Below are 26,597 nucleotides of genomic sequence, written 5' to 3'. Positions count from 1 at the left end.
ATAAAGAGAAGGCATTTTATGAGAAAATCATAAATGAAAATGGTCAAAAAATATCTGTATTCTTTACTAAAAATATGAGGTTAAAATTAGGTTTTAGCTAAAGCCGTTTTTGGATGCATAATAATAGAATGTGAGCTAAAGCCCACCCCTATTGATGTTCATAATATTTTAAAAATGACCAAAAATCTGCGGGATCTGCTAAATCTGCGAGATGTAAATAATGTTTTGAATCAAAGCTTTCCCGGATGTATTAAAATATAAAAGCGGGCTAAAGCCCGCTTCTATTAATATGTTTTATGTATTAAATTGTAACCTCATCAAAAATGCACCTGCTGTATTTCTTCTTCAATTTCTTTAGGTGTTTCATCTTCTGATTTAATAAAAATCATTGTAAGAATTGCTCCCAAAATCATGCAGACACCACCCACAACAACATAACCGATAGCATAGTTTCCAAAGAACTTACTTACAATAGGTCCTCCAAAAAGACCATTAATAATTTGTGGAATCACAATAAAGAAATTAAAAATTCCCATGTAGACCCCCATTTTCTTTTGAGGAATTGCATCAATTAACATCGCATAAGGCATTGCCAGAATACTTGCCCATGCGAAACCTAATCCTATCATAGAAATCTTAAGGTAACTTACATCTTTAATAAAGTACATTGAAATTAGTCCAATACCACCACAAAGAAGAGCCAGAGCATGTGTTTGTTTTTTTCCAATTACTTTGGCAATAGGAGTTAATAAAAAGGCAAATGGAATCGCCCATAAATTATAGTATCCAAATAATTTCCCGGTAAGATCTCCGGCTTTATTGAATTCAACAGAATGTGTATCCTGGGGAGAAAGCCCCAAATGATGCGTTGCTAAAGCACTTGTCGTGAATACCCACATGGTAAACAAGGCAAACCATGAGAAAAATTGTACAGCACCAAGCTTTTTCATGAGTAAGGGTATTTTAGCAAAATCTTTAAAGATATCCGTGAATTTGGATGGTTCCTCAACTACTTCTTTCCCATTTTCAAATTCTGCAAACTCTTTTGGAGAATATTCCTTTGTACTTAGTATCGTATATAATATAGTCAATAACAATATTCCAGCACCTATATAAAATGCATAAATAACATTATTGGCTACAAAACCAGAAGGAGCTTCATTAGAAATACCTAATCGGGTCAGCCAATCCGGTAAATAAGACCCTATCACAGCCCCTATTCCAATGAGGATTGTTTGAACTGAAAACCCTATCGTTCCCTGATGCTTTGGAAGCATATCTCCCACTAATGCACGGAAAGGCTCCATTGCAACATTGATAGAAGCATCCATCATTGCTAAAAATATAACAGCTAACAATAATACATTAGCGGCCATCATATGCGTAGCAGAAGCGGCATTCGGAAGTAAAACCAGACCAATTGCGCATAAAACAGCTCCAATTAAGAAATAAGGCTTCCTTCTCCCCAATGGACTCCAGGTATTATCTCCCATATGCCCGATAATGGGTTGCACAATAAGTCCTGTGACGGGGGCTACCAACCAAAACCAGGATAATTCATGAACATCAGCCCCAAAATTGGCAAGAATCCTACTGGCATTTCCGTTCTGTAAACCGAAAGCCATCTGAATTCCTAAAAACCCCATGCTCATATTGATGATCTGAGCCATGGACAAGTTTGGTTTTACTTTTTTACCCATTCTCTCTGTAAGATATTATTTGGTTTTCAGTTGTTGTAAAAGTGCATCTTCAATAGGAGTTTTTTCAACGACCACTTTATCTACCACCTCATTGGGAACGGTAACCGAAAGAACATACTGCTTTACTTTCCAGGTTCCATTTATCTTTTCTACAACACCCGAACCACGACAAATTTTCATCTGAGTATCTAATAATTCATCGAACCAAGCCAGTTTTCCATCTTTGCTGAAATAGACATTTCTTTTAAGTGAAGTAAAATTCCAGGTTTTCTTTTTGTCGAAATAAGGTTTAGCCCAAACCATAAAGGCTTTTTTATCCCAAACTTCAGTTGCATCTGTTCCAATGAATGTTGATTCATCAGCAAAATAATTAAAGTAAGCATCAAAATCAGCTTTTGCTGCTGCTACATTGAAGCCGTCAAGCATCGTATTGATCTCCGTTTTATCTTTTCCAAATTTGGTCTCTTTGGATTGCCCTGATAAATGGGTAAGATTAAGCACCAAAAGTGCCAGTACATAAATGATCGTTAATTTTTTCATAGTCTAGAATAAGTAAATTGATGTAAATTATTTTTGTAATTCAATAACCATAGAAGTTTTTGCCGGTATGGTTAGGCTATTTTGTAAAGAAAATTCTTTTCCCGAAATGATATCTTTCCCTCTTTGAATGTTGCTTAGAGATTCGTTAAAGCGTTTTAAATCCAGAGTTTGCTCCTTTTTATCATTGTTTAGAATAATCATTACACTGTCTTTTTCATTATATCTGAAATATACGAAAACATTCTTCTGAGGAATATAGTTTTTAGTTTTTCCTGTATGAATAACCTCTTTTCCCTTTCTCCAGTTCAAAAGCTTTTGGGTAAACTCATAAAACTGTTTCTGTTCTGCTGTTTGCGTGGATAGCTTAAAAGCGTTTTGTTGATCCGATTTCCATCCTCCCGGAAAATCTCTTCTGATATCAGCATCACCTCCCTTATTTTTATCACCTCGCATTCCGATCTCAGAGCCATAATAGATTTGTGGAATTCCCCGCACCGTAGCAATTACAGTGAGTGCCATTTTATAAGCTTCCGGATTTCCCTTAAAAATTTCATTCCATCTTTCCGTATCATGGTTTTCAAAAAAGACCAGCATATTATTGATATCCGGATAAAGGAAATCACTGGTAAATACATTATATAATTTAATTAATCCGCTATCCCAGCTTTCTTTTTCATTAAATGCTTTTGGAAGATCACCATACAGCATGAAATCCATTACCGAAGGCAGATTAGAATTATAGTTTGCTGCTTCTCCTGTTTTTGAATTTTTTTGCCAGGCTGAAATCTGACCTGCCGTATAGAGCCAGGTTTCACCTACGATATTAAATTTTGGATATTCATCAGTAATTGCTTTGGCCCATTTTGCCATTGCTTCTTTATCATTGTAAGGATAGGTATCCACACGAAAACCTCCTAACTCCGCATATTCAATCCACCAGATTGCATTTTGGATCAAATATCTTAAAACAAGCGGATTTTTTTGATTGATATCAGGCATTGTTTTATCAAACCACCCATCTAAGGCATATTTGGTATCAATTTCAGATGCGTTCGTATCAAATTGGGTGGTTGTTTTATAATTGGACCTATAAAAACCATTTTCACCTTCTTTAAACCAGTGAATCCAATCTTTTGTAGGAAGGTCTTTGATCATCCAATGGGAAACTCCCCAGTGATTGGTGACATAGTCCAACACCAACTTCATTTTCCTTTTATTCAATTCACGGGATAACTCACGGTATTCTTCGTTGGTTCCATAACGACCGTCGATTTTGTAAAGATCCGTTTGTGCATATCCATGATAAGAATACACTTTTTCGTTATCCTCAGTAACAGGAGTTAACCATACAGATGTCGCTCCCAAATTTTGAATATAATCCAGATTATTGATAATTCCGCGAAGGTCACCTCCGTGTCTTCCATTAGGTAGGTTTCTGTCTGCTTTTTCAGTGAGATCAGGACGGGAATCATTCTTTTCGTCACCATTCGCAAAGCGATCGGGCATAATCAGATACATAACATCTTTAGAGGTAAAAGATTCCCGATCCGCTGAATTGGGATTTCTTTGTCTCAGTTCATAAGAATAAGAAGCTATATTTTTTTCTCCCTTTCTTATGTTGATCTTAAATTCAGGGACGTTTACCTCATCCGTATTAATGGTAATAAAGATATAGTTAGGATTCTCAACTTTCTGAATATCTTTTATTGTAACGCCATCTGACAGTTCAATCTCATTACTTGCAATATCTTTTCCATACACCAACAACTGAAGTTCAGGATTTTTCATTCCCTTCCACCAAAAAGCAGGTTCTACCCTTTCCAACGTTTTTAATTGTGAGAAAGCAAACGAAACAACTGAAAGGGCTACAATTATATATAGTTTTTTCATAATGGACAGGTTTAAAAAAACCTTACAGGATCATACACCTGTAAGGTTTAAGTTTTAAGTGAATGCTTAAAATTTATTTTATGGGTTTAATGGAGATCGCAAAACCGCCACTTCTTACCATTTTAAAGTTGATCTTAGACTTGCTCGTTATCTGCTTTTTGTAGATATTATAGCTTTGTGGATTGTCGATATAATCAGCATCTTTTCCATCTTCATAAATCGTTGCCTCGTATTTCTGACCTTTATCCAGGAAAGAGAAATCTACCGTATACTCACGTTTGTTTTCATCGGTAATTCCGCCTACAAACCAGTTATCAGTTCCTTTAGCTTTTCTTGCCGTGATTACATAATCTCCAGGCTCTGCTGCTAAGATTTTGGTATCATCCCAGTCTGCAGCCACATCTTTGATGAATTGGAAAGCATCCATATGCTTTTTATAATTCTCAGGTAAATCAGCAGCCATCTGAAGCGGCATATACATCGTAACATATAACGCTAATTGTTTTACCAAAGTCGTTTTTACAAAACGTTTATCCCCAGGGAAATAATAATCCAGTTTAGTCTGGAAAATTCCTGGAGTATAGTCCATTGAACCTCCCATCCATCTTGTGAATGGTAAAATAGTCTGGTGATCCGCATTGTTTCCTCCGAATGCTTCATATTCTGTTCCACGGGCTGCTTCAGCAGAAATATAATTCGGGTAGGTACGGCTTTCACCCGTTGGACGTACGGATTCGTGAGAATTGATCATGATTTTATACTCATTCGCTTTCTCAGCAATCCTGTAGAAATGGTTGATCGTCCACTGAGAATAATGATGCTCTCCCCTTGGAATAATATCTCCCACATACCCTGTTTTTACAGCGTCATATCCATATTTATTCATCAATTGGAATGCTTTGTCCGCCCATCTTTCATAGTTCGCTGCTGAACCGGAAGTTTCATGGTGCATGATTAATTTTATTCCCTTTGAGTGTGCATAGTCATTCAGCATTTTGATATCAAAATCCGGGTAAGGGGTAATGAAATCAAAAACAAAGTCTTTGGAATGCCCGAACCAGTCTTCCCATCCAATATTCCAACCTTCAATCAACAGTCCCTGGAAACCATTTTCAGCCGCAAAATCAATATACTCTTTAACCTTTGTATTATTAGCAGCATGCTTTCCGTTTGGAGTCAGTTTAGTAAAATCAGTTTTATCTAAATGAACATTTTCTGCTGTAGAATAAGCCCATTGGGATTTTCCGATGATCATCTCCCACCATACACCCATATATTTTGTTGGGTGAATGTAAGAGGTATCTTTATATTTTGTCGGCTCATTAAGGTTAAAAATCATTTTAGAATCCATCACCTCTTCTGCTTTTGGCGAAACAATGATCGTTCTCCAAGGGGTAACAGATGGTGTCTGAATGTATCCTTTTGCACCTTGTCTGTCTCCAGTAAGATGAGTTTTGAATTTAAAATTCTGAGCATCTACTTCTAAATGAGAGGCTGGATAATCTAAAACAGCCGCTTCCGCAACGTTAACATACAAAGGGGTTTTTCCCTCTTTCTTTAACATTAAAGGAGATTGAACTGCATTTTTTACCAATGATTGTGAAGCATTGGCGTCAAAAGCTTTATCCCATCTTGCAGGAATTTCAGAAATTTTTGTCTCCTGGTATTGATATTCCTGAGAATCATAATCCGCTACGATCCACCACGCTTTCATATCTGTTGGAAAATCGATTTCAGAATCCTCTTCTCTGATGACAAAATAGTTAAGATTTTTTTGTTGTGGAAATTCATATCTGAACCCTAATCCATCATTAAACAATCTGAACTTCACCACAATACTTCTGTCTGAAGAAGCCTGATTAAGGGTTACTGCTAATTCGTTATAGTTATTAATATAATTTTTCTTCTCACCAAGAATCGGCTGCCAGATTTCATTTTTAGAATCTCTTTTTTCGTCTGTTTTAGTAAAACCGTTATTCAGATCAAATTTAGCATCGTCTGCTTTCGCAATTTCAGAGGCAAATTTGATAGCTGAGTCTTTAAATAATCTCAATCCCAATTTAGAATCTTCAACAACTATCGTCCCATTATATTTTAAGTTATAATAAGGTACTCCCTGCTTTACCTGAAAGTCCATTTCGAACTTCCCGTCCGGTGATTTTAAAGTTTGTGCATTAACGCCCGCAAACATCATTGAAAACAATAAAGCTCCAACTGTAATTTTCTTCATAATGACTATTTATATGTTTAAAAATAAATAAAGTGTTGCTAATAAAACAACACTTTATCAGGCATTCCAGCCTGTTTTATAATTTTGTAATCGTTAATTTGTAATTAGCAGAATTATGTAAGTCTAATTCTATTTTATATGCTCCCGTAACGGCAACCTTATAACCGGAATCCCCAGTTACAGTACCTTCAATGTTAAAGAATGTCTGCACTCCTGTTCCTGACACTAATGCCTGATCGCCATTTGAAGGTTGAAACTTCATTGCCCAATCATCATTAGCTCTGAATTTAAACAACCCAGTACTTGATAATTGAATAGATGCTATTTCATATTTTTTGGTAGAAGGATTATATACTAAATCAGTATCTGAATTCCAACCTGTAGGTGTAGCATCTCCAATTACTCCAAAATTAGCCGCCACAGATGAGTAGGTATTTCCAGCCCAATCTACTTTTAAATAATGTGTTCCAACAGCACTTGCAGCTATATCTGCACCATCAACTTTTAATTTACCCGAAAGTGTACCATCATCCCCTTTATTGCCCGGCCAGTCCTCATTAATTGCAAATTTATATTTGCCTTTATCACTAGCCAAGGTTGTTACATAAATAAATCCTCTATATTTCCCATCCTTTCCAGGTGAAAATAAATTAGGAGAATTACCCGGAGTCCAATCTGCATAACCCGCTGCTCCAGCATAAGCTCCCGGTACATTTATTTTGGGATAAACCAAATCCGGGTTCGGAGTATATGGAGTTACGGTTACATTAATCGTATTGGAATAAAAAAATGCAGTTCCTGCTATTGTTTTTAATCTTATTTCAATTTGATTCGAAATATCCGGAGTCGCTCCACAGCTATACATTGCTGCATTAAGTTGCGCATGAGTCATCGAAATGGTAGTAATATCATTGCTTACATCAAACACAGAACTATCCTTAAAACCCTTCCCTTTAACTCCAAATTCTATTTGTCTTTTAGGTACAATGGCTGTATTATAGGTTGGATTTACCCAGGTAAAACTAATAGCTGTGTTGCCTGCAGTAACTTCATTCAGAACGACATTGGTTTTATCCGAAGAAATTTTACCCTGGCTGTTCTCGCCAAGTATAGCCTGATCCTCATCTTTATCACATGAAATAACGAGAAGCCCAATGAACGCTATGGCTAATATTTTAAAAAAATGTTTCATTTTTCAGATTGAGTTTAAAAATTAATACCCGGGATTTTGAATCAAATTAGGATTGGCTACAAGGTCTTTAGCAGGAATTGGGAATAAATTTCTAAAGCTTTCAACTGCTTTACCTTCTTTCACATTTCCTTTCCATGGCCATAAATAATCACCTGTAGTATATCTTCCATAACGAATAAGATCCGTTCTTCTTGTCATTTCCCATGACAGTTCTCTTGATCTTTCATCTAAAATGAAATCCAGGTTGATTGCAGTAACATCACCAGTAGTATTTCCATATGCTCTTTCTCTCAATTGATTAATATAACCTACCGCAGTGGCAATATTTCCACTTCCCCCTCTAAGGGTTGCTTCAGCATACATTAAATAAATATCTGCTAAACGATACAATGGAATATCAGCTTCTACCCAGGTTTTGTCAGCTCCGGCCACTCCATTACTTTTAATATTTTTAAATTTAATAAAAGCATAGCCGTCATTAAATGAACCTAGATCATTAATTTCCAGATTTTGATCGGTAGTGAAGAAATTACCTCTTTTATCAGCACCATTTGCAGGGAATTTACCTACAAAAGCTTTTGTAGTTCTAAGACCACCCCAGCCTCCATTTACTCCATAATCTGCAGCCTGCATTGATCCGCCTATAGCAGCGTGAACCAGATACGTTGTTCCTCCATTGGTTTGTGTATTTATTCCATCAAAATTAATTGAGAAAATTGCTTCAGGATTATTAAGATTATTATCTGCAAGGAACAAATCTCCATATTTAGGCTTTAAAGAGTAACCAGCTCCAATTACTTTGTTACAGTAGGTAATACAGTCATTATTTCTTTGTGTTCCTGTATACACAGAAGCATTTAGATATAATCTTGCCAATAATGACCACGCCGCTGCTTTATCTGCTCTACCATATACATTTGCTTTCGGATCTTTTAAATCATTACTACAAGCCAACAATTCCTGTTCAACAAAATTGAATAAAGCAGCTCTTTCAATCCTTTGTGGTGGATTTACAGATCCAGGAAGATAATCTTCTTTTACAAATGGAACATTTCCAAACATATCCAGTGCATGATAATAAGATTGTGCTCTTAAAAATCTTGCTTCTGTGCGCATTAGCTTCGCCTGAGCCAGATTATCTCCAGTAATATTATTTTCTGCTAATTTCTCATCTGTTACATTCCTCAAAAATTCATTACAAAAAGCAATTTCAGTAAAGATTCTATAATATAAGGCAGAGATAAATTCATTAGAGGAATCCCAGGTCATCTTATGAATAGTATGTAAATTACCATCATTCCATGCAATAACTGCCTCATCTGTGGAAACAACATTCATGGTATACATTAATCTGGTATATTGAGAAAAACCACCATTAATTCCATTAATATCAGTATCCGGATAGTTTGCTCCATCTCCACTAACCTGGCCTCCCATGGCCAATCCACCATATAATTTTGCTAAAATATTAGGATAATTACCAAAATCCTTGTAAACATTTGCAGAAGTAATATCTGTGATAGGTTCTCTCTCAAGGTCGTTAACACACGATGTGACTGATAACAGCCCAATAACAGAGGCTGTTAAAAATATATTTTTAAAACTTTTATTTGATTTCATTTTACTACTAATTAAAATTGAAAATTAAGACCTAATGAATAAATTCTAGGCATTTGGTAATAACCATTGTCTATCCCATTGAAAACCTCAGGATCTATCCCCGAATATTTTGTTATAACAAAAACATTCTGAGCCATACCATATACTCTCAAGCTACTTCCTTTAGAGAATACTTCACCAAAATTATATCCTATATTAACGTTATCCAACCTTAAGAATGAAGCATTTTCCACATAAACATCCGAAAAATACTGTGGTAACGAAAACTGATAAGATGGTGCTGTTGAATATACATTTTGGAGATACTCATTAGTAGAAGCGGACTGCAATGAACTATTTGACGCTGCATTATTATAAACATAATTACCTAATACCGCTCTGGCACTTAAACCAAAATCCCAGTTTTTGTAAGAAACCTTAGTAGAGAATCCTAAAATTGCATCTGGTGTTGTAGACTTATAGTAGTATTTGTCCGAAGTATTTATAACTCCATCTCCATTTCTATCAACAAATACTCCATCTAAAGGTTTTCCATTATTGTCATAAACCTGTTGATACACCCAGAAAGCATTCGGTGCATATCCTACTGCATGAGCCTGAATAGTATTTCCTGATCCTCCGTCAATTCCCCCAACAGGAATATTAAAGCTTGCATCTGCTCTTTCTAAAAGATTTGTTATTTCCGGCTTATAATGTGTTGCGTTAAAACTCAACTCCCAGGTTGTATTTGAATTTTTAATAGGAACAACAGTAATACTACCCTCAATTCCTTTATTTTTCATATTACCTACATTCAGTAAATTTTGGTTACTTAAGTCACCTGCGGCAATTGGAGCTAAAACCAATAGTTTTTCAGTATCTTTCTGGAAAACATCAATAGAACCAAAGATTCTATTATTTAAAAACCCATAATCGATTCCTAAATTCTTCGTTGTAGTTGTTTCCCAAGTAAGATTTGGATTATAAATATTAGGTCTGAACATATAATAATACTGATTACCAAATTGGTAATAAGCACCATCATTACTTGGATTATAAGCGGCATAAGCAGGATAATTAAATGGTCTGTTACCATCTAAACCTGGTAATTCCTGTTGTCCTGTTTTCCCCCATCCAGCTCTCAGTTTTAATGTACTGATAGAAGAAATATTTTTAATAAAGCTTTCTTCATTTAGCTTCCAGGCAAGAGATACTCCCGGAAAATTACCCCAAAGATTATCTTTTGTTCCATTAAAGAAACGAGAAGATCCATCTCTTCTTAATGATCCTGAAATAATATATTTATTTGCAATGGTGAATATTGCTCTTCCATAGAATGATATTAAAGTATTTTGGGTTTCAAAATCATTATTAATCTTAGTTGGAGCATTTCCTTTATAATTGATCGACCCAGGTATAATAGTACGGAAATCCTGGTAAGAATAACCAGCAGTAAGATCAATCCCTGTATTAATCGCAGAAATATTTTTTACATAATTAAAATAAGTTTCCAATAACTTATTCTTTTTTTCCATTCTATAGATAGAAGAACTACCCATATCGTTTACCCCAGGTCTGTAGAGTGCACTCACTTTTTTCTGTCCATCACTTCTTGTATAATCATAACCGGCATTTACATTAAAATGCAAATCAGGAAGGAAATGAAATTTATAGTCCAACTGGATATTTCCCAAACCTCTTAAAACCGATGAAACATCGTGAATCCCATTAATCATTCCTAATGGATTTGAAGTAGCATTTACATTAGTACCATTTGCAGATCCTGCATCCAGCCATTCATAATATCCTCCAAAATTAGAATTCCCTGAATACACAGGTTGTGTAGGATCAAAATAAGTAGCTGATTTAATAACCCCTCCATCAACGAATCTGTTATCCGTAAAAGTTCCTTTTGTACTTATATTTACAGACAAGTGATTGTCAAAAAATTTAGGATTTAAATTTAATCCAACAGATGTTCTTTTAAATGAATTGGTTTTTACGATACCATTCTGTTCATTATAGCCAATTGATAAACGGTAAGGCAAGCCTTTAACACCACCTGAAAACGCTACATTGTTATCAGTTCCCCATGCTGCCTGATAGATTTGATCCTGCCAATTGGTATTCGCATTTCCTAACTTTGTTTTATAGGCAGCGGGTGCATAAGTATTTACAAAGTTTCTAAATTGATCTGCATCCAGGACATCAACATTTCCCATTTTTGTGGAAACGGAAGAAACAGTCGAAAAGTTAACTCTAAATCTACCTGCGCTTCCTTTCTTCGTTGTAATGAGAATAACACCGTTTGTAGCCCGGTTACCATAAATAGCAGTAGCAGATGCATCCTTCAAAATATCAAACGTCTCAATATCATTAGGGTTAATCAATGATAAAGGATCAGATGCACCGTTTACCCCTACAAAATCCTGTGGCACACCATCGATAACAATCAATGGTGAATTGTTACCATTTAAAGAAGCTGTTCCTCTAATTCTTATAGCAGTTCCTGCACCAGGAGCACCACTATTGTTGGTAATCTGTACTCCGGGAGTCTTTCCCTGGATCAGCTGTCCTGCAGATGTAGCACCACCGTTAAAATCTTTTGAAGATACGGAGGTTATCGAACCCGTTACGTCCGATTTTTTCTGCTTTCCATATCCAATCAGCACGACTTCCTCTATTTTCTTTTCTTTGGTCACAGAGTCTTGTGCATAAACCATCGAACTGGCCAATAAAAAAGCAGGCGCGATTTTTAATACCGTTGTAAAATTTCTCACAATATTGTTTTTATATAGTTTCGTTTTTGTAGTAATAATGGTGTTCAAACCAGACTTGCAATTTATAAAAAAATTAGAATTATCATAAATTTAATAAAACTTTAGATAATTTTATGTAAATTAAACGCGGCCCAAAGATTAGATTTCTGCTTTTCATTTATTTACACGATCCTATGCAATACATAATATTATCCAGGTATTAACAAATAGTTAAACATCCGTTTAACAAAATGTAATATTTATTTTATAATTACAGCTTAAGATTGCTAATATTACGAGCTATCAGGAATTTTCGGGAGATATTCCGTATATTTGTAGTTAAATTATTACTATAAATGTCAAACAGAAAGATGATTACGGCAGCTTTGCCCTATGCAAACGGACCGGTTCATATAGGACATTTGGCAGGTGTTTATATTCCTGCGGATGTCTACGCAAGATTTCAAAGAAGATCAGGAAAAGATGTAGCGTTTATCTGTGGTTCAGATGAGCATGGAATTCCTATTACCATAAGAGCAAAAAAAGAAGGGGTAACCCCTCAGGATATTGTGGACAAATACCACGAAATCATTAAAAAATCTTTTTCAGATCTGGGAATTTCATTCGATGAATACTCCAGAACAACTTCTAAAAAACATTACGAAACCAGCCAGGATTTCTTTACAACCTTATATGAAAAAGGAAAATTCACCGAAGAAATTTCTGAACAGTACTTTGACGAGCAGGCTAATGAATTTTTAGCTGACCGTTATATTGTAGGAACATGTCCTAACTGTGGCAATGAAAATGCTTACGGAGATCAGTGTGAGAAATGTGGTACTACCCTTTCTCCATCTGAACTGATTAATCCGAAATCAATGCTAAGTGGAAATGTTCCCATCTTAAAAGAGACCAAAAACTGGTACCTTCCTCTAAATGAATATGAAGATTTCTTAAATGAATGGATCATTGAAGGACATAAGGATGATTGGAAGCCCAATGTATACGGACAGGTAAAATCATGGTTGAATGATGGTTTAAAACCTCGTGCCATGACCAGAGACTTGAACTGGGGAGTTCCAGTTCCACTTCCTGACGCAGAAGGTAAAGTACTTTATGTGTGGTTTGATGCACCGATCGGATATATTTCCTTCACTCAGGAATGGGCAGAGAAAAACGGAAAAGACTGGAAAGATTACTGGCAAAATGAAAACAGTGATCTGGTCCATTTCATCGGAAAAGATAATATTGTTTTCCACTGTATTATTTTCCCGGCGATGATGAAAGCCCATGGGGATTACATCATGCCTACCAATGTTCCCGCATTTGAATTCCTGAATCTAGAAAATGAGAAAATTTCAACTTCGAGAAACTGGGCGGTATGGGCGCATGAATATGTTGAAGATTTTCCAGGGCAACAGGATGTTTTGAGATATGCCTTACTTTCATCAGCTCCGGAAACAAAAGATAATAACTTCACTTGGAAGGATTTCCAAACAAAAAACAATTCTGAATTGGTAGGAATCTTTGGTAACTTCATCAATAGAGTTGCGGTTCTTATTCATAAATATTATAACGGAGTGGTTCCTCAAGGAGATAAAAATGCTCCCGAATTACAGGAAATCAATAAATCGGCGAAAGAAATTTCAGGATTTTTAGAAAACTATGAATTCAGAAATTCTTTAACTGCTTTAATGAACTTAGCTCGTTTTGGAAACCAATATCTCCAAACTGAAGAGCCTTGGAAAACAATTAAGGACAATCCTGAAAAGGCAGCACATTCATTATTTGTCGGTGCTCAGATCGCTGTAGCCCTTGCTCAGCTTTGTGAACCTTTTATGCCTTTCAGTTCTGAAAAATTACTGAATATGTTCAATGCTCAGAAATTAAGCTGGAATGATGTTGAAACAAAATCTGTTTTAATTGAAAGTGGACATACCATCAATGAAGCATCTCTTCTTTTCTCAAAAATAGAAGATGACGTTATTGAGGCCCAAATTCAAAAACTAGAAAACACAAAACAAAACAATAAAAAGACAAATCCTAACGCAACACCTATGAAAGAGGAAATTACTTTTGACGATTTTTCAAAAATTGACTTAAGAACAGCTACTATTCTGGAAGCTGAAAAAGTAGAAAAAGCTGATAAATTATTGAAATTTACAGTGGATACTGGCGTGGATATCAGAACAGTTGTTTCTGGTGTTGCTGAAAGCTTTACTCCTGAGGAATTGGTTGGAAAGCAGGTAATGATCTTATTAAACCTTGCCCCAAGAAAAATCCGAGGGATTGAATCTCAGGGAATGTTTTTGTTAACCACTAAACCAGATGGTAAATTATCTTTCGTTACTCCCGACGACAGCAATGTTGAAAATGGTATTGAAATAGGATAATCAACGATATTTTATAATAAAAAAGACACATGATTTTCATGTGTCTTTTTTTATTTCTGCTACTGTCACTGCGAGGAACGAAGAAATGTCATCTATAAATTATTTGAGATTGTTTCACTTTGCCCGCAATGACGAGGATAGATTATTTTTTTGTGAGTCTTGCCAAATAAGCATCTTCATCCTGCATGACCATTTCAATAGCAAAACCATTACTGTGCACAGCGTTTTGCAGCGTATTAAAATCAAGATAGAGCCATTTGATTGGGTCTTCTGATTCACCTTTATAATGAACAATGTAATCCAATTCTCCATAATACCCTTCTGCCGGAATATATACTCCCCCATCTTCATCACGGTCAAACATATATAAAATATCTGTGCTATCAATTAAGATTTGCCCTTTATCATTAAGTAAAGATTGTAATTTCTGAAGATAGCTATCTATCTCTTCTAAACTTCCAAAAATTCCCGTACCATTCATCAATAATAAAATGGTATCAAAGGTTTCCCCGGAGAAATCAAGTATATTTTGGCAAACAGCATTTTTAATTCCTCTTAACTGGCAAACCTCAACAGATTTTGGAGAAATATCCAACGCCACGACATCCAGATTTCTTTCATTTTGAAGATATAAAGCATGAGAACCGGCTCCGGCTCCAATATCCAAAACTTTTCCATGAGATAGTTCTAAAGCTTTCTGTTCAAGACCATTCATTTCTTCAAAATCCCTGAAAAGGTAATCTACAGGAAGTTCATCCAGTTCAGAAATAGAAGTTTCAGTCTGCAGATCTTCTGAATTTTCATTGTGATAATAATCCCAGATCGCTTTACCCATTAAATCTTTCATACCAATTTTTAAAAGGCTAAAGATACGGGTTTTGGCTTGAAAAATAATTACAACTACTAAGATTACAGTTGTTGAGCAATCTTTGATAGACTATGAATGAAGTGACTCCACTTTATTCGCAATGACAGCTAGTCCCGATAGGAACGGTTACCCTCCTTCGACAGGCTCAGGATAAAAGAAGAGTATGAGTGAATAGCGGGAAAGAGCTCTTAATCATTATTCGAAAAATAGGAATAGTATTTTCGCCACTAAAAACCCAGACATGCTCCTGGGTCTATTTTTAGTGATCTGAATTATCCTTTCTTCGTTCACTTTGGGACTGATCCTGGGACAGGCCCGCTTTCCAGTAAGAATAGGCATACAATTCTGATTGTTTCCAGTTCTTTTCTTTTCTGAAATAGTTTCGAACCTCTTTTACTGTTGAAAGCTCACAGGCTAGGTATCCGAACTTCGAAGTTTCAGGGATTTTTACTGATTTTACCGTTTGTGTCATATTATTTCCCAAATGAGAATCCTGATTATGAACCCATATGAATTCTATGGCAGCTTTAGTTTCTAATTTTTGTTCATCTTCTTTCCCATGAACTTCAATAATGCAAACTCCTTTGGCCGTTTCCGGAAGCGCTTCTAAAATAGCACCTAAAACCGGGATCGCAGTACCGTCGCCAATCAAAAAATACCAGTCAACCTGAGGATAGAGTTCTCTTGGTTCAGTTCGCATCATCACTCCCAATTTTGAACCTTTTTCGGCTTCTCTTGCCCATTTTGAAGCAGGCCCCCCATCACCATGATCTACAAAATCGATATACAATTCATTGGTTTCCCAATTGATTCCGCGATGGGTATAGGTTCTGATAGAAGGAGCTATTTCTTTCTCCGGATATATCCATTCATGATTGTCACCCCAGGTCGGAAAATGGATCTCATTTAAACCCTGTGGCGGGATCGCAATTTTATTGTTATCTCCAATCGTAGTATTTCTAAACTGTGATACTTCCTCAGAATGAAGATAAACCCTTATAAAATGGGGTGTTATATACTCCTTTCTGGTCACTTCGGCAACAATCTGGCCGGCTTGCATTTTAGCCATAACTGAATTTTTTGAGATTAATTTAAAAATCGAATGTATAAGATAAATCGAATGTTCTTCCTCTTCCTTTATAATTAAAGAGTTCGGAAGTCCTTATGTAGAATATAACATTTCTTTGATAGGAACTCCACTTTTTACCTGCTCCTGAATCTTTTCCTTCTGTACTACCCCAACCGTTCCGGGAATTTCGAAGATCTTTGTAGGTTTTCCTGAAGCTAAAACAACCACATCTTCGACATTTTTAGAAGCTAAGTCCTGAATTACCTGAGAAAAAATCATTCCTGAAGCCAATAAAGTTACTACATGCTGCTTTTTCATTTTTTTATTAATAGTTTTATAATAATTCCCAAATTTAATTTTTATTACGTCTAAATAAAAATTAGAATGTATGAAATTTTTCATATTTAAAGTCAGCACTTCTTTTTAGGGGAATCAGGAAAACGTAAAACCCCAACTCACAAAAAGTTCAGGGTTTTACTAGTGAAAAACAAGGTATTTTTACATTGCGGGACCTGCCGCATCTTTTATTTCTTCCAATAATTTTTTTCGTTCTTCCAATCTTCTTCGGGCAATTACTGATTTACCGCTAAGCATTCTGATAAATCTTCCGTATTGGAAACGTTCTCGTCCAAAATGGTGTCCCAGAACATACACCAACACTCCGAAGCCCATTATAATGATATAACCAAATATTTTTTTACTTGCAATGATAACCGCATTTAGCTGAACAGTCTTCATTTTGCCCGCTAATGTTTGCGGAGTTATGGTCATCCCATCAATATAGACTGCCAGATCTCCAATAGCAACAACCTGAAAGTGATATTGAAACCACGAATAGAGAGCAGAGAAAAAACCCACCGCTAAAAAAGTTCTCCAAACCAATACCAGGCCGATCGCCGCCAACATATCATCTAGTTCCAGTTTATCTAATGTATAATACCAAACAGAAACAAATAATGAACACATTCCATAGCCTTTTAAAAACATAGGAAGGTACCATCCATCATAATTAAATTCTAATACCATAGAAAAATACATGACGATTACATATCCTATCATTGAAGAGAATCCAGAGAAAACAAACATTTTTAAAGGCTTTTCCTTTTTAAACCAAAAGACAGCAACAATCCCGGCAAATATGATCCCAGGAATCATTAAGATGTTGAGACTGCTGTTAGTGACCTGATCATATCCAAGTACTCCTACCGCAAAAGTGTTCTGTAATGTTGCGGTCCCAAGGAACATTCCCAACCAGAAGAGCATAAATAAACCGTTCTGAACATTACTTTTTTTGAATACAACAAATGATAAATAAGGTCTTTTTAGAGTTAATTGACGGGTCGCCAACAAAGCAAAACTTATAAATGCCGCAATACTTGCATACATGATTTTGGGTGAATTCCACCAGTCCTGCTGCTTTCCAAATGAATACACATAAGCTGAAAACATAAATGTTGAAATGAAAAGCAAAATACTCAACCAGTCGATATAATGCAAAGGAACCTTAAGTGCAAAGTATTTATCATGCATCAGGATCCAGTGTAAAAGTGCTAAAACAAAGCACAAAATAGCCACTATAACATAAAAGTGCTGCCAATTATAAAGAACTGAAACCTCCGCTGCCAAGTAACTTGCAACCTGACTCATCATTAAAACAAAAGAATAGAATACTCCATAAAACACCCCTCTATTTCCGATGATTGCCATTAATGGTAAAAACAATTCGATAGCGACCATCATTTTTAAAAATCCAATAACAAGAGAAGTTGTTACCATAACCATTGGTTGTAAAGTAGTTGAATTGATATAACTCAACAATCCTACTAAAACCAGAATCAGCGTGATCTTATCACGAATTTTAAATCTCATTTTTATTCTGAGAAGTACAGGCATACAGGCACCCATTCCTATTGTTGTTGCATAATTGGCCCAAACAAAATACTCAGAAAGAGCTCCTGTACCTCCAACAAGATAGCTGATATTCCCTGTATAAACACCCCCTAACGGCATTATTACAGATAGTGACAAGACCATCAGCAAGAGCTGAACTGGTTTTGGTACCCAATTACGGTATAGTCCTTTGTTGTACATTTTTTGTTGCTAGTTGTTAGTTAGTAGTTAAAAGTGGAAAATTGAAAGTGGAAAGTTAAAGATTGGTAGAATCTCAATTTTTCCCGTCAATACTCACATTCATGTTCATTCCCGCACTCAGTTGATCCACATCTTCTTTTTTGTTGGAACGGGTAAATTCTATTCTTACAGGGATTCTCTGCTGCACCTTAATAAAGTTACCTGTGGAGTTATCCGTTGGAACACTTGAATATCTGGATCCGGTAGCTGCAGAGATCGCTTTAACAACTCCTTCAAACTTTTTACCTCCTAAAGCATCTGCCGACATTGTGATTTTTTCGCCGATTTTTATATTCGGCATCTGGCTTTCAAGAAAGTTTGCTGTCACCCATTTTTCTCCATTTAAAACAATCGTTGCAACCTGTTGTCCGGGCTGGATCAACTGACCCTCAGAAATTGTTCTTCGCCCCATAATCCCATCATAAGGAGCAGTGATCACCGTATAAGAAAGATTGATCCTGGCCATGTCCAAAGCTGATTTTGTCCTTTTAATTTCAGCATCATTGATTCCCAATCTGCTTTTAACCTCTGTAGTAGAAAGGTTAGCAGATTGTTTCTGATTAACTAAAGTTTCATAAGCAGCTTTTTGCGCATCATACTCCGTTTTTACCTGATCGTACTGTTGTCTGGTAACTGCTTCGGAAGCTAAAAGATTTTTATATCTATTCAGATTTTGTTCTGCATTCCATAATCTTGCTTTTGCACCCGCAATATTAGACTCCATAACATTGACATTATTGGAAACAGTATTAACTGATGAACTGGTAGCAGATCGTTGTGCTAAGGCGTTTTGATAGGCAGCTTCCGCTTGTCCCAATTGTGTTATAATTTCATTTTTATCTAAAACCACCAACGTATCTCCTTTTTTTACCTGTTGATGTTCTATAAATTTTATTTCCTTTATATATGCTGAAACCCTAGTATTGATGGGATTAATAAATTCCTCTACCTGAGCAGCCTCCGTATAGCTCTTATCTCCAATGTGAAAATATTCCCTAACCAGCCAGAATAGTCCAAAACCTATGATCAGAAATACGATAATATTAGAAATGATCGCACGTATCTTATTTTTTCTAGCCTCTTTTTTCTTAGCTCCTGCACTTGGTGTAGCGGGAGTAGAGTCTATATTTTGTTGTTCCTTGTTTTCCATTATCTTGTCTTTCAGTTTTAAAAATTAAAGGGTTCCTGTTGATTTTAAAAGATTATAATATTGATATAACACATTGATCTCCGCGTTGGCAAAATCCAGCTCCGATTGTAGTTTCTGATTTTGTGCATCGATCATTTCTGCCTGTACAGCAAGCTGATTTAAGTATTTAGCTTCTGTGATCTTATAGTTTTCTTCTGCTAATTGTTTAGCATCATTCAAGATATCAGCCTGCTGGATAGATTCCTGGTATTTTACGTAAGCAGCATTTACTCCCATATCTACATTCTGCTGTGTGAGAGTCATGGCATCTCCGGCCTGCACTTTCTGCATCTCTCCAAGCTTTATCCGTTCCTTGGTTTTATAAAGATTATCGATATTATAGCTTAAAGAAACTCCGGCCTGCCATCCTCCTGAATACATATCCAAAACAGGACTTCTTGTGGTAATAGGGCGCTGTAACGTATAACCTCCAAAACCTGATAATGTAGGAAGCTGATCAGTTTTTATGATCTCTACATTTTTATCGGCAAGGTCAATATTCTTTTTTGCAGATTTCAATTGCGGATTACTGTTGTGAGCTAAGTCCATATAATAATCCATTCCAATGCCTGCTTCTTTATTGGTTAAACTTTCAATGGGGATAATTTCTGTACCGTCTGGTAATCCCAAGGCAATATTCAGGTTATAATTGAGGATCTTCCGATTATTGACAAGCGTTAAGATTCCCTGATCCAAATTTTTGATGGCTAATTCACCACGAATGACTTCATTTCTCGTCACCATACCCTGCTGATAGAACTTTTGAATATTCTTTAAACGTTCCTGGGCAAGTTTTTTATTGTTTTGAAAAACGGACTCCTGGTTAAGGATCTTGTATACATCTAAGTAATTGGATATGACGAGAATTTTGACCTCCTGCTTATTCTTTTCGAGATCAAGCTCGGAAAGCTGCTCACGCAATCCTGCCATTTCAATAGACTTATTTACCAAACCTCCTTTGAATATCAGTTGTGTAGCCTGTACTGCATAAGAACTTCCATAGTGAGGCATGGGAATAGAGGTAGAATTGGAAAAATCTTTATCAATTGCTACTGCATTACCCAAATAAAACTGACTTGTTGATGCGGTGATATTGGGTAGCTTTTGAAGCTTGGTAATATCTGTTTGTTGTTTCGCTATATTGATATTATGAGCTGAAACTTTTAACTGCTGATGATTCTGAATTGCGAGTTCAGCAATCTCATTTGCCGTCATTTGTCTGACTTCCTGCGCAAAAAACAGCGCAGGGAATATAGCTATCAATACTGATAGTGCTGTTTTTACCTTGTTTATCATTTTACCTTGTTTTACAAAGGCAAAGTTACGGCGACAAAGAAATCAAACAAATGTTTGATAATTGGAAAAAGATGTTCAAATGTAGGATTTACCCTTCAAATTGATTTCTGTATTGGCTTGGACTTACTGCCAGATGTTTCTTGAAAAAATGAGAAAATGAGTATTGATCACTGAATCCAAGCATCGATGATATTTCTGAAACCGGCCTGCTGGAAGAGTTTAAAAGAACTTTCGCTTCATTGAGAACAATGGTCGCGATAATATGACTCGCAGACTTTCCCGTAATCATCTTAACCACCGAGGAAAGATGTCTGGTTGTAATAGATTGTCTTCCGGCATAAAACTCCACTGTCCTTTGGGTATTATGATGCTCGGCAAGATCAGTTAAAAAAATAAAAACAATTTCTTCCTGTCTGGACATTTGCCCGAGTGAATTACTGTCTTCCTTAGAAATAATTCCCGCCATCTGGTAGCAGAAAACAGAAAATAAATGCTCTACCATTTCTTTTTTATACATCATTTCTGTGTCAGAATCTAATATGTATTTAAGGAAGTTGACACTTTTCCATACCACCTCCATTTCATCCTGTTTAAAGGGAACTCCTTTGTTCATTTGCTGTCTGAAATACCGGTATCCTATTAAACGATTAAACTTGAGGGACAGAGCAGATATAAACTCTCTTTTGTAAGAAACCATCCTGGATTGAAAGTCATCACTTACAGATATCATTTCATACACTGTTTGTGGATCAGTTACCATAAACATATTCGGACTAAGCTCCAGATCTCTAAAATGTTGACGAATCTTTATCGTTCCTGTTTTCACAAAAATAAACGCAGGATTATCAGGACGGAAAGGCTTTTCAGTAGAGATTCTCTCGAAAATATTATGTTGTGTGAAAATTTCTACACCAAATTTTTCTAAGACAGACATAACGCAAATTTATTCAATCTCTTGGACGGTTGCAAAATTTTATTAATTTAGTATTGTCATAATTCCTTAGCATGAGAAAAATAGACCTGTTCTTTGCAGAATATTGTAAAAGTCACCAAAACAAAACGAACAAATTCATTCATTGGATATGTGTTCCTTTGACTTTCTGGACTATTTTAGGTTTTATTTCTCTTATTCCGTCACCCCATATGTGTTCACCCTATTTTGGCTGCATCAGTATTATAAGCACCATCGCAGTAGCTCTGATTACGGTATTTTACCTTCGGCTATCATTACTGATCAGCATTATAATGCTCATTATAATGCTTCTGATGGAACGGTTAGTATATACCGTTAATATTAATTTTTGGAACAGTGCATGGATTATTTACTTATCTCTGTTTGCTGCCACCTGGATTTTACGTTTTTTCGGACATCAAATTGAAGGTAAAAAGCCACCTTTTTTAAAAGATCTTAAGTTTCTTTTAATTGGACCTGTCTGGCTTTTAACATTTATCTTAAAGAAAACGGGGATAAGATATTAATTTTTAACCATTTCTTATACTCAAGCATGATTTTTGATAACATTCATTCAAAATCATTTATGAAAAAATTAATTCTACTTCTATTTTGTTTAGTCATTGTTGTGCATTGTAGTAAATCTAATGAGAAAGTGAGCCATGAGGTTAAGGCGGATCTCTTAGAAGTAATGCAAGAAGATAAAAATATTACTTCAACAGAAAACGAACCACCACCTCCGCCTCCGCCAGCACTTCAAGAACCAACGCAAAAAAATCTTTCAAAAAAAACAGATACTATTTCTAAGAAAATTATAAAGAATGGAGATTTGCGTATTCAGGTAGGAGATATTAAAAAATCCCAAATTCAGGCGGCTGAAATCTTAAAGAAAAATAATGCTTATATCCAGACTGAAGATTTTCGAAACTCCGATGTTGATGAAAATCTAGAATTAACAATACGTGTTCCTCATAAAAATTTCGATGCTCTTGTTAATTCTTTTTCTAACGGAATAGGCTCGGTATTGTCAAAAAACATCTCTTCCCAGGATGTAACTGAAGAATATACCGACGTTTCCATAAAGCTTGCCAATAAGAAAATCTATCTTGAAAAGTATCGCGATTTACTTAAAAGAGCTTCTAACACAAAAGATATGCTTGAAATTCAGGAAAAAATACGTGGTTTAGAAGATGAGATCGATGTAGCCGAAGGGAAGCTTCGTTTCATTGATGACAGAGTTAATTACAGTACTTTAAATTTAAATTTATATAAGGAGAAAGTAAGAAGTTCTGCTACCTCAAAAATAGGGTTCGGAAACCGTTTTGGAGATTCTATTACTGAAGGCTGGAATAGTTTTATCGCTTTCATATTGGGCATTATCTCTTTTTGGCCATTCTTTTTAGTAATTCCTTTAATCGTGTTCTTATGGAGAAAATGGAAAGGAAGAAGAAAAAAATAAAACAAATCCGGATATGAAATTCATATCCGGATTTTTATTGATCCAATGGTCTCCCATCGTTCTATAAAAAGTTCTTTCTTTTTGAGATTGCTTCGCCATACGGATCGCAAAGACAATTATTTGCCAAGCACAAAAACAGCTGGTATTTTATGAAGCTCTGGTTTTTGTTTCTGCCAATCTTTAATGGTTTTTGTCCGGATAAATTCATGTTCCGGATCATTGATATTAGCTGCAATACACAGTTTTGTATTAGGTGATAAGAATTTACACAAATCTTCAAAAAGAGGATTATTCCGGTAAGGTGTTTCCATAAAAATCTGAGAAAACCCTGTTTTCTGCACTAAGCTTTCTAAATGTAAAATCTGTTTCTTTTTTTCTCCTTTATCGATTGGAAGATATCCGTTAAAAGAAAATTCCTGACCATTGAATCCACTTGAAATCAAAGCCAGAATAATAGAAGATGGCCCTGAAATAGGGATTACTCTAATATTTTTCTCATGACACCATTTTACAATAAGGTTTCCAGGATCAGCTATACATGGGAGCCCTGCTTCAGAAAGCAATCCAAAATCCTGACCTTTTAACATCAATTCCTGAGCTTCTTTGATATCAGCATTTTCAGTGTATTTATCTAATAAAAAAAGTTTAAGATCTGCCTGTTTTTTTTCAGGTGCAAAAAATTTAATGACTTTTCGGGCGGTCTTTTCATTTTCCACAAAAAAATAATCAGTCTGCATGATATAATCATTCATAACTGGTGAAAAATGGGTAAGAGGTGTATTTTCTGATAAATAGGCTGGAAGTAAAAAAAGCATTCTTTTATTTTTGGGTTCTTTCTTTGAGTGAAGGTTGTGGGAAATATTTTGTCAGGTCCATTGAAAATGTTACCGAAGTAATTTTCCACGAACCATTAATTTTCATTAGGGTCCATATCTCTTTTCCCCAATTGCTCATTTTTCCATCATACCAGAAACTATAGTCAAAATTGGCTGAAGCGATTGATCCATCTTCAATAATTTTAATATTATCAAATTTTTCTTCTGACTTATCATCTTTAAATCCTTTGATAAATGTTTTGTAATCATCAGCAAAATGACTGTCAGCTTTAGGATTTTTTTCTAAACGTTTTACTTGTGTACGATCAGCATAAACACCAGTCCAGAGAACAGGTTCCTGAAATAAGGAAAGGTATTTCACTTCATCCCCAGTTTTAATACAGCCCATAAAATCATCCATTACTTTTCGAATGGCAACCTCATCCTTAGTCTGAGAAAAAGAAAGAGTACCCATAAGAATAAATAGTAAAAAAAAATATTTCATATTATTTTAAAATTTGATTTCGTATTATATTGCATGCATCATCTAAAAGTTGATAAACATCTTCAAAATCATTCATATCTCCCCAATAAGGATCAGGAACTTCCGCATTCTGATGATTGCCTGCTGCTTCTAAAAACAAAAAGACTTTTTGTCTCTGCGCTTCATTTTTAGTTTTTGAAATGACATCACTATAAATATCAATATCCATACAATATATTTTATCAAATTTTTCAAAATCAGCACTTGTAATGGGTCTTGATCTCTGTTTTGAAATATCAATTCCATGATTGGTAGCTGTCTTTATTGCCCGTTTGTCCGGATGCTCCCCTTCATGCATTGAAATCGTTCCTGCAGAATCCACTAAAAAACCAGAAGGAAGCTTCTCTTTCATAATTCCCTCTGCTAAAGGGCTCCTGCATATGTTCCCCAGACATACCATCAATATTTTCATGTGAATAATTGTATCAATTAAAAACTAACCTTTCTACCAAAATTAAACAAAAAATGAAGAATAATTTCTATCCTTCATTTTCTTTTATTGTAAAATTAAATTATTTTAGTGCTTGATCCTTTCCGTAAGTTCTTTTACGTACTTTTTAACTTCTTTATCGATCTTGGAAACATCTTTTATCGTTTCACAAGCGTACATTACTGTGGAATGATCTTTACCTCCCATTTCCTCACCAATTTTTGTGAAAGTAGCGTTGGTAAATTCTTTTGCAAAATACATGGCCAACTGTCTTGGAAGTGCGATCTCTCTTTTTCTTGTTTTAGATAGCAACTGCTCTCTTTTGATTCCAAAATAATCACACACAATCTCCTGAATATAAGGAATATTGATGATTTTTTTCTGATTAGCAGCAATCTTATTAATGGTATCCTTTAATAATTCAAGACTTAAATCAGATTTATAGATTGTCGAGTAGGCAATTACTGAATTGATTACTCCAATTAGCTCTCTTACGTTAGTCTTAGCCTCAGCAGCTAAGAAATCAAGCATATCTTCGGTTAAAACTATCCCATCTCTGCTTAGTTTATCTACAATGATCTTTCTTCTGGTATCAAGATCCGGAGATTTGATCTCTGCAGAAAGTCCCCATTTGAAACGGGAAACAATTCTGTCCTGGATATCCATAATATCCACAGGAGCTTTATCAGAAGTCAGGATAATCTGTTTTCCATTCTGATGTAAATAATCAAAAATATGGAAGAAGCTATCTTGAGTAGCTGATTTGCCGGAAAGAAACTGAATATCATCTATAATTAAAACATCTACCATTTGGTAAAAGTTAGCAAATTCAGTTTGTTTATGTGCTTTTGCTGCTGAAATAAATTGCTGTATAAATTTTTCAGAAGATAAATAAAGAACAACTTTATCAGGAAACTGGCTTTTAACTTCCAATCCTACTGCTTGTCCCAAGTGTGTCTTACCTACTCCATATCCTCCATATAAGAACAATGGATTAAAAGCTGTTGCTCCCGGTCTTTTTGCAATAGATCTTGCTACTGTTGCTGCAAATTTATTGCTTTCTCCTTCTACATAGTTATCAAAGGAAAAATCAGATTTCAAATTAGAATCAATATTTACTTTTTTGATTCCAGGAACGACAAAAGGATTAACAATATTAGATGAAAAACCTTGAGGCATTGTTTCCTGAACTTTAGGAGTTGGTACGCTTTTCCCTTTCATATTCATTGTAACAGGCTTTTCTAAACCGTTAGGTTTATTTTCCATTACAGAATACCATAATTTTACTCCTTTTCCTATATTTTTCTTCAGGGCAGCAGAAAGTAGAGACAAGTAATTATCCTCAATATATTCTTTGTAAAAATCACTAGGTACCATTAGTGTAAGATTGTTGTCAACCAAAGAAATTGGCTGCACTTTATCGAACAACAAGTCGAAAGATTTTTCAAGCTTTTTCAAATCAGAATTGTCTTCAGCTGCGTTGAGATTATCGCGCATAAACTGAAGGCACTTCTGCCATATCATCATTAAATTTTCATCCAT

Annotated in this window: 21 protein-coding genes; 3 read left to right on the top strand and 18 right to left on the bottom strand. The window is 35.4% G+C overall.

The window, feature by feature from the left end; translation table 11 throughout:
• Positions 1–317: 317 nt before the first annotated feature.
• From CEY12_RS00105 to CEY12_RS00075, 7 genes are all read right to left on the bottom strand, one after another.
• The gene (locus tag CEY12_RS00105) at positions 318–1,700 is read right to left on the bottom strand and encodes an MFS transporter (RefSeq protein ID WP_089025753.1); all 1,383 of its coding nucleotides are present in this window, start codon (positions 1,698–1,700) and stop codon (positions 318–320) included.
• A 15-nt stretch (positions 1,701–1,715) separates the two neighbouring features.
• Positions 1,716–2,240, bottom strand: a complete 525-nt coding sequence (locus CEY12_RS00100) for a nuclear transport factor 2 family protein (protein ID WP_089025752.1) — start codon at positions 2,238–2,240, stop codon at positions 1,716–1,718.
• A 27-nt stretch (positions 2,241–2,267) separates the two neighbouring features.
• The gene (locus CEY12_RS00095; RefSeq protein WP_089025751.1) at positions 2,268–4,130 is read right to left on the bottom strand and encodes a glycoside hydrolase family 13 protein; all 1,863 of its coding nucleotides are present in this window, start codon (positions 4,128–4,130) and stop codon (positions 2,268–2,270) included.
• A gap of 73 nt (positions 4,131–4,203) precedes the next feature.
• Positions 4,204–6,360, bottom strand: coding sequence for a glycoside hydrolase family 97 protein (locus tag CEY12_RS00090; RefSeq protein WP_089025750.1), 2,157 nt, complete (start codon positions 6,358–6,360; stop codon positions 4,204–4,206).
• 76 nt (positions 6,361–6,436) lie between these two features.
• Entirely contained in the window at positions 6,437–7,552 is a 1,116-nt protein-coding gene (locus CEY12_RS00085; protein WP_089025749.1) for a SusE domain-containing protein, read from the bottom strand.
• 21 nt (positions 7,553–7,573) lie between these two features.
• Entirely contained in the window at positions 7,574–9,172 is a 1,599-nt protein-coding gene (locus CEY12_RS00080; RefSeq protein ID WP_089025748.1) for a RagB/SusD family nutrient uptake outer membrane protein, read from the bottom strand.
• Between the two features lie 11 nt (positions 9,173–9,183).
• Positions 9,184–11,931 (bottom strand): SusC/RagA family TonB-linked outer membrane protein, encoded by a 2,748-nt coding sequence (locus CEY12_RS00075; protein WP_089029728.1) that lies wholly within the window; start codon positions 11,929–11,931, stop codon positions 9,184–9,186.
• Between the two features lie 335 nt (positions 11,932–12,266).
• On the opposite strand from CEY12_RS00075, the gene metG reads away from it, so the two are divergent.
• A complete protein-coding gene (gene metG / locus CEY12_RS00070; protein ID WP_089025747.1) occupies positions 12,267–14,303 on the top strand; it encodes a methionine--tRNA ligase in 2,037 nt (678 codons plus the stop codon).
• Between the two features lie 142 nt (positions 14,304–14,445).
• On the opposite strand, the gene CEY12_RS00065 is transcribed toward metG, so the two are convergent.
• The 7 genes from CEY12_RS00065 to CEY12_RS00035 all read right to left on the bottom strand — a co-directional run bounded on the left by CEY12_RS00065 (position 14,446) and on the right by CEY12_RS00035 (position 21,789).
• Positions 14,446–15,150, bottom strand: coding sequence for a class I SAM-dependent methyltransferase (locus CEY12_RS00065; protein WP_089025746.1), 705 nt, complete (start codon positions 15,148–15,150; stop codon positions 14,446–14,448).
• A 280-nt stretch (positions 15,151–15,430) separates the two neighbouring features.
• Positions 15,431–16,240 (bottom strand): siderophore-interacting protein, encoded by an 810-nt coding sequence (locus CEY12_RS00060; RefSeq protein ID WP_089025745.1) that lies wholly within the window; start codon positions 16,238–16,240, stop codon positions 15,431–15,433.
• A 93-nt stretch (positions 16,241–16,333) separates the two neighbouring features.
• The gene (locus tag CEY12_RS00055) at positions 16,334–16,558 is read right to left on the bottom strand and encodes a hypothetical protein (RefSeq protein ID WP_157676712.1); all 225 of its coding nucleotides are present in this window, start codon (positions 16,556–16,558) and stop codon (positions 16,334–16,336) included.
• A 180-nt stretch (positions 16,559–16,738) separates the two neighbouring features.
• Positions 16,739–18,331: an MFS transporter gene (locus CEY12_RS00050; RefSeq protein ID WP_089025743.1), complete on the bottom strand. Its 1,593-nt coding sequence runs from the start codon at positions 18,329–18,331 to the stop codon at positions 16,739–16,741.
• Positions 18,332–18,404: 73 nt separating this feature from the next.
• Positions 18,405–19,520: an HlyD family secretion protein gene (locus CEY12_RS00045; RefSeq protein ID WP_089025742.1), complete on the bottom strand. Its 1,116-nt coding sequence runs from the start codon at positions 19,518–19,520 to the stop codon at positions 18,405–18,407.
• A 24-nt stretch (positions 19,521–19,544) separates the two neighbouring features.
• Positions 19,545–20,855, bottom strand: coding sequence for a TolC family protein (locus tag CEY12_RS00040; protein WP_089025741.1), 1,311 nt, complete (start codon positions 20,853–20,855; stop codon positions 19,545–19,547).
• Positions 20,856–20,943: 88 nt separating this feature from the next.
• Positions 20,944–21,789: a helix-turn-helix domain-containing protein gene (locus CEY12_RS00035; RefSeq protein WP_089025740.1), complete on the bottom strand. Its 846-nt coding sequence runs from the start codon at positions 21,787–21,789 to the stop codon at positions 20,944–20,946.
• A 71-nt stretch (positions 21,790–21,860) separates the two neighbouring features.
• On the opposite strand from CEY12_RS00035, the gene CEY12_RS00030 reads away from it, so the two are divergent.
• Complete coding sequence (locus CEY12_RS00030) at positions 21,861–22,334, top strand: DUF962 domain-containing protein (RefSeq protein ID WP_089025739.1); 474 nt, start codon at positions 21,861–21,863, stop codon at positions 22,332–22,334.
• A gap of 59 nt (positions 22,335–22,393) precedes the next feature.
• Complete coding sequence (locus CEY12_RS00025) at positions 22,394–23,266, top strand: DUF4349 domain-containing protein (protein ID WP_089029727.1); 873 nt, start codon at positions 22,394–22,396, stop codon at positions 23,264–23,266.
• Positions 23,267–23,382: 116 nt separating this feature from the next.
• On the opposite strand, the gene CEY12_RS00020 is transcribed toward CEY12_RS00025, so the two are convergent.
• From CEY12_RS00020 to dnaA, 4 genes are all read right to left on the bottom strand, one after another.
• Positions 23,383–24,081: an SAM-dependent methyltransferase gene (locus tag CEY12_RS00020; protein ID WP_089025738.1), complete on the bottom strand. Its 699-nt coding sequence runs from the start codon at positions 24,079–24,081 to the stop codon at positions 23,383–23,385.
• Between the two features lie 4 nt (positions 24,082–24,085).
• On the bottom strand, positions 24,086–24,586 hold the full coding sequence (locus CEY12_RS00015; RefSeq protein WP_089025737.1) for a hypothetical protein: 501 nt from the start codon (positions 24,584–24,586) through the stop codon (positions 24,086–24,088).
• Position 24,587: 1 nt separating this feature from the next.
• Positions 24,588–25,037: a low molecular weight protein-tyrosine-phosphatase gene (locus CEY12_RS00010; protein WP_089025736.1), complete on the bottom strand. Its 450-nt coding sequence runs from the start codon at positions 25,035–25,037 to the stop codon at positions 24,588–24,590.
• Positions 25,038–25,142: 105 nt separating this feature from the next.
• On the bottom strand, positions 25,143–26,597 hold the full coding sequence (gene dnaA, locus CEY12_RS00005; protein WP_089025735.1) for a chromosomal replication initiator protein DnaA: 1,455 nt from the start codon (positions 26,595–26,597) through the stop codon (positions 25,143–25,145).

It is taken from the genome of Chryseobacterium sp. T16E-39, assembly GCF_002216065.1.
Taxonomy (GTDB): domain Bacteria; phylum Bacteroidota; class Bacteroidia; order Flavobacteriales; family Weeksellaceae; genus Chryseobacterium.
This window is presented reverse-complemented; position numbering and strand designations above follow the sequence as displayed.

What these genes read in the sequence shown, in the direction of transcription:
- CEY12_RS00105 (WP_089025753.1), bottom strand. Translation starts at nt 1,700, where the DNA reads ATGGGTAAAAAAGTAAAACCAAACTTGTCCATGGCTCAGATCATCAAT.
- CEY12_RS00100 (WP_089025752.1), bottom strand. Translation starts at nt 2,240, where the DNA reads ATGAAAAAATTAACGATCATTTATGTACTGGCACTTTTGGTGCTTAAT.
- CEY12_RS00095 (WP_089025751.1), bottom strand. Translation starts at nt 4,130, where the DNA reads ATGAAAAAACTATATATAATTGTAGCCCTTTCAGTTGTTTCGTTTGCT.
- CEY12_RS00090 (WP_089025750.1), bottom strand. Translation starts at nt 6,360, where the DNA reads ATGAAGAAAATTACAGTTGGAGCTTTATTGTTTTCAATGATGTTTGCG.
- CEY12_RS00085 (WP_089025749.1), bottom strand. Translation starts at nt 7,552, where the DNA reads ATGAAACATTTTTTTAAAATATTAGCCATAGCGTTCATTGGGCTTCTC.
- CEY12_RS00080 (WP_089025748.1), bottom strand. Translation starts at nt 9,172, where the DNA reads ATGAAATCAAATAAAAGTTTTAAAAATATATTTTTAACAGCCTCTGTT.
- metG (WP_089025747.1), top strand. Translation starts at nt 12,267, where the DNA reads ATGTCAAACAGAAAGATGATTACGGCAGCTTTGCCCTATGCAAACGGA.
- CEY12_RS00065 (WP_089025746.1), bottom strand. Translation starts at nt 15,150, where the DNA reads ATGAAAGATTTAATGGGTAAAGCGATCTGGGATTATTATCACAATGAA.
- CEY12_RS00060 (WP_089025745.1), bottom strand. Translation starts at nt 16,240, where the DNA reads ATGGCTAAAATGCAAGCCGGCCAGATTGTTGCCGAAGTGACCAGAAAG.
- CEY12_RS00055 (WP_157676712.1), bottom strand. Translation starts at nt 16,558, where the DNA reads ATGAAAAAGCAGCATGTAGTAACTTTATTGGCTTCAGGAATGATTTTT.
- CEY12_RS00050 (WP_089025743.1), bottom strand. Translation starts at nt 18,331, where the DNA reads ATGTACAACAAAGGACTATACCGTAATTGGGTACCAAAACCAGTTCAG.
- CEY12_RS00045 (WP_089025742.1), bottom strand. Translation starts at nt 19,520, where the DNA reads ATGGAAAACAAGGAACAACAAAATATAGACTCTACTCCCGCTACACCA.
- CEY12_RS00040 (WP_089025741.1), bottom strand. Translation starts at nt 20,855, where the DNA reads ATGATAAACAAGGTAAAAACAGCACTATCAGTATTGATAGCTATATTC.
- CEY12_RS00035 (WP_089025740.1), bottom strand. Translation starts at nt 21,789, where the DNA reads ATGTCTGTCTTAGAAAAATTTGGTGTAGAAATTTTCACACAACATAAT.
- CEY12_RS00030 (WP_089025739.1), top strand. Translation starts at nt 21,861, where the DNA reads ATGAGAAAAATAGACCTGTTCTTTGCAGAATATTGTAAAAGTCACCAA.
- CEY12_RS00025 (WP_089029727.1), top strand. Translation starts at nt 22,394, where the DNA reads ATGAAAAAATTAATTCTACTTCTATTTTGTTTAGTCATTGTTGTGCAT.
- CEY12_RS00020 (WP_089025738.1), bottom strand. Translation starts at nt 24,081, where the DNA reads ATGCTTTTTTTACTTCCAGCCTATTTATCAGAAAATACACCTCTTACC.
- CEY12_RS00015 (WP_089025737.1), bottom strand. Translation starts at nt 24,586, where the DNA reads ATGAAATATTTTTTTTTACTATTTATTCTTATGGGTACTCTTTCTTTT.
- CEY12_RS00010 (WP_089025736.1), bottom strand. Translation starts at nt 25,037, where the DNA reads ATGAAAATATTGATGGTATGTCTGGGGAACATATGCAGGAGCCCTTTA.
- dnaA (WP_089025735.1), bottom strand. Translation starts at nt 26,597, where the DNA reads ATGGATGAAAATTTAATGATGATATGGCAGAAGTGCCTTCAGTTTATG.